The organism is Aminobacter sp. P4_H6_2 (assembly GCF_056400805.1).
The window spans coordinates 1-3293 of sequence record NZ_JBFUKO010000595.1 but is presented as its reverse complement, the minus strand read 5'-3'; the positions used below and the strand labels follow the sequence as shown (position 1 = coordinate 3293).

General features: G+C 60.2%; 3 protein-coding genes. All 3 read left to right on the top strand.

The features are described 5' to 3' along the window. Positions 1–21: 21 nt before the first annotated feature. The 3 genes from AC1DUU_RS27140 to AC1DUU_RS27130 are packed head-to-tail and all read left to right on the top strand — an operon-like array spanning position 22 to position 3009. Entirely contained in the window at positions 22–1098 is a 1077-nt protein-coding gene (locus tag AC1DUU_RS27140) for a type III polyketide synthase (RefSeq protein ID WP_476786455.1), read from the top strand. Between the two features lie 7 nt (positions 1099–1105). Then, on the top strand, positions 1106–1828 hold the full coding sequence (locus tag AC1DUU_RS27135; protein WP_476786454.1) for a methyltransferase domain-containing protein: 723 nt from the start codon (positions 1106–1108) through the stop codon (positions 1826–1828). After that, entirely contained in the window at positions 1825–3009 is a 1185-nt protein-coding gene (locus AC1DUU_RS27130) for an NAD(P)/FAD-dependent oxidoreductase (RefSeq protein ID WP_476786453.1), read from the top strand. Before AC1DUU_RS27135 ends, AC1DUU_RS27130 begins: the two co-directional genes overlap by 4 nt. Positions 3010–3293: the final 284 nt, after the last annotated feature.

Below are 3293 nucleotides of genomic sequence, written 5' to 3'. Positions count from 1 at the left end.
GTACAGGTCAGGAGTATGGCCATGTCGTCAGACGCCTATGTGAACCGTGTCGCAACCGCTGTGCCCGAACACGAGGTGCATCGATTTTTTCTCGATTTTGCGGCCTCACTGCTCACCGACGACCCGCGGCGCCAGGCAATTTTCGCTCGTATGGCCGACAAGGCAGGCATTGAACACCGCTATTCATGCTTTGCCCCCACCACCGATCCCAACGGCGCGATGCTCGACGTCGGCGAAGTCTTTGCTCGCGGCGCTTTTCCCGGGACGCGCAAGCGCATGGAGATGTTCGAAGCTGCTGCGCCCCAGCTCGCGCAACAGGCCATAGACCGTCTCCTGGTTGGCGAGGACCGTGGCCGCATCACGCATCTTCTTGTTACGACATGCACAGGTTTTTCCGCCCCAGGTATCGATCTCGATCTCGTGGCGATGTGCGGGCTGCCGACATCCGTCGAGCGCACGATGATAGGCTTCATGGGTTGTTATGCGGCTATCAGCGCCCTGAAGCTCGCGCGCCACATCGTTCGGTCGGACCCCAAGGCCCGGGTTCTTGCCGTAAACATCGAAGTCTGCACGCTCCATCTCAACGAGACCACCGATTTGGAGAAGTTGCTTTCATTCTGTCTTTGGGGCGATGGTTGCGCAGCAGCACTTGTCACATCCGAGCCCCACGGAATCCGCCTCGAAAGTTTCCACGCGGTCGTGGCTGCGGACAAACGGGATTTGATGACCTGGGGCATCCACGACAACGGTTTCGAGATGTTCCTTTCCGGCCAGGTTCCAGCCGCCATCCACGAAGCCTTGACCAGCAATGTCAACGACATCCTGGCGCACGCCTCAATTAGGGATGTCGGCCTTTGGGCTGTACACCCGGGTGGACGGTCTGTTCTCGACGCAGTCGAACGGGCGCTGGGCCTCGGCCCGGAAGCATTGAATGCTTCGCGCCAAGTGCTTCGGGAGTACGGCAACATGTCGTCGTCCACAGTGATGTTTGTCGTAGAAAAAATGCTCCGTGGAAGCCGCTCGGGACTGCTGGGCTGCGCCATGGCCTTTGGGCCCGGGCTGACGGCGGAGACCATGATGTTCCAAACGGTCAACTGAGCAACACATGTCGACAGAACTCACATGTCGTCGGATCGCACCTGAAATTCTCGACGACCTTTCAGCCGACGACCCGAGGGCGATAGCCTCCAGACATGACCTCATTCGCATCAACGCGCTGATGTTTCATGTTGGGATGATGGTTCGGCTGCTTCGGCGACATGTCTCGGTGCCGCCAGCGCATATCCTCGAGATAGGAGCCGGTGACGGCACATTCATGCTGAAGGTCGCGCGCAGGCTGGCGACGTACTGGCCTCGGGTTAAGCTGACGCTACTAGACCGCGTCGACCTCGTTACCCGAGACCGCCGGGAAGACTTTGCAAAGCTTGGCTGGCAGGTGGAACCCGTGACGGCCGACGTGTTCGAGTGGTTGGCTCGTGAGGACCATCCTTGTTTTGAGGTCACTACGGCAAATCTGTTCCTGCATCATTTCACGGATGCGGACCTGGCTACGTTACTCTTGAAGCTGCGACCGCAAACAAGTGTGTTCCTCGCTACGGAGCCGCGCCGATGCCGCCTAGCCCTGAGCGCATCCCGCCTGCTGCGGGCGATTGGCGCGAACGAGGTCACCCAGCATGATGCGCCGGCCAGCGTCCGTGCCGGATTCCGCGGAGCTGAAATATCCAGTCTGTGGCCAGATGTGCCGGGAAGCTTTGTCGAAGAGTGGCGTGCGGGACCATTCACCCATGTCTTCACAGCGACTGACATTTCGTCAGGGGCGCGCGCATGAATTACGATGCGATCGTGATTGGGGCAGGCCCCGCAGGCTCTTCCGCAGCACTGGGACTTGTCCAACAAGGTTGGACTGTAGCGATCATTGAAAGAACCGAATTCCCGCGCCGCAAGGTCTGCGGCGAATTCATCTCGGCGACCAACCTTGCCTTGTTGGACCGGTTTGGTGTGGGGGATGCTTGGCGGGCCGAGGCAGGTCCTGAAGTTCACAGCATTGGCCTGTTCGTTGCCGAGAGAATGATCGAGGCACCCATGCCGCGTACTTCGGCGGGAGGGTACGGCCGAGCCTTGGGTCGGGATCTGCTGGACACGCTGCTTCTGGACGCGGCTCGAAAGGCGGGAGCCGAAGTCTTCCAGCCATGGCATGCCGTCGAAATAGCCGCAAACGGCGAGTGCCAGGCCGTCCGGATAACGTCAGGGAACAAGGATTTGATGCTTCGCGCTCCCGTGGTCATCGCGGCACACGGGTCATGGGAGCCAGAGAAACTGCCGAGCCGATTGTCAAAGACGCACAGTCCATCTGACCTTTTCGCGTTCAAGGCCCATTTCAGCGGCGCGCAACTTCCCCAAGACTTGATGCCTCTGTTTGTCTTCCCTGGCGGCTATGGCGGCATTGTTTGGTCCGACAATGATCGCCTGTCGATCTCCTGCTGCATCCGGCGCGATGTCCTTGCAAAAGTGCGAGCCGCCTCTGGCAGCAGGCCTGCGGGAGATGTGGTGTTCAGGCATGTCGCGGCGACTTGTCGAGGCGTGGAGAACACGATCGTTGGGGCAGTGCTTGAGGGCAACTGGCTTGCTGCGGGACCAATACGACCGGGCATCCGTTCTTGCTATGAAGACGACATTTTCCGCGTTGGCAATTTGGCGGGAGAGGCACATCCAATCGTCGCCGAAGGAATCTCGATGGCGATTCAATCCGGCTGGCTGCTCGCTTCGGAACTCGCTCGCACCGGTGCCCACGACAAGGTTTTGCGAGAGAGTGCCGGGCGAAGATATTCGGCCCTGTGGCGAAGGCAGTTTCTTGTCCGCATCCATGCTGCGGGCGCTTTGGCCCGGGTCGTTGCGCGCCCGAACCTGGCAGCTGTCGCCGGATCTCTGGTGCAGAACTTTCCCGGACTTTTGACCTTTGGCGCCAAGTTGAGCGGCAAGACCAAGCGCGTTCCAGGGTTCAGCATATGAGCCAGCCCATGTAGCTCCGCTCGGCGATGTTCGAAATTCCCTGCCAGACGCAATTGCGACGGCTGRCCATATCGGCGTTTGCCAGCCCTCCTGGGAGTTGGCTCACGCAAATCAGCCTAGCCAAGTCAAGCTGATCCTGGATGCGGTGTGGGTGACCCATTCACCTCGAGAAAAACCGGGCTCGGCAACCCAGACCGGCGACATATCCGGGGTAGGCGGGGTGCGGGCGCTCGAGAGGCTTGAGAGCCGTGGGAGGGGCGTCGGCGCAGGAGTGTTGCGCGGCT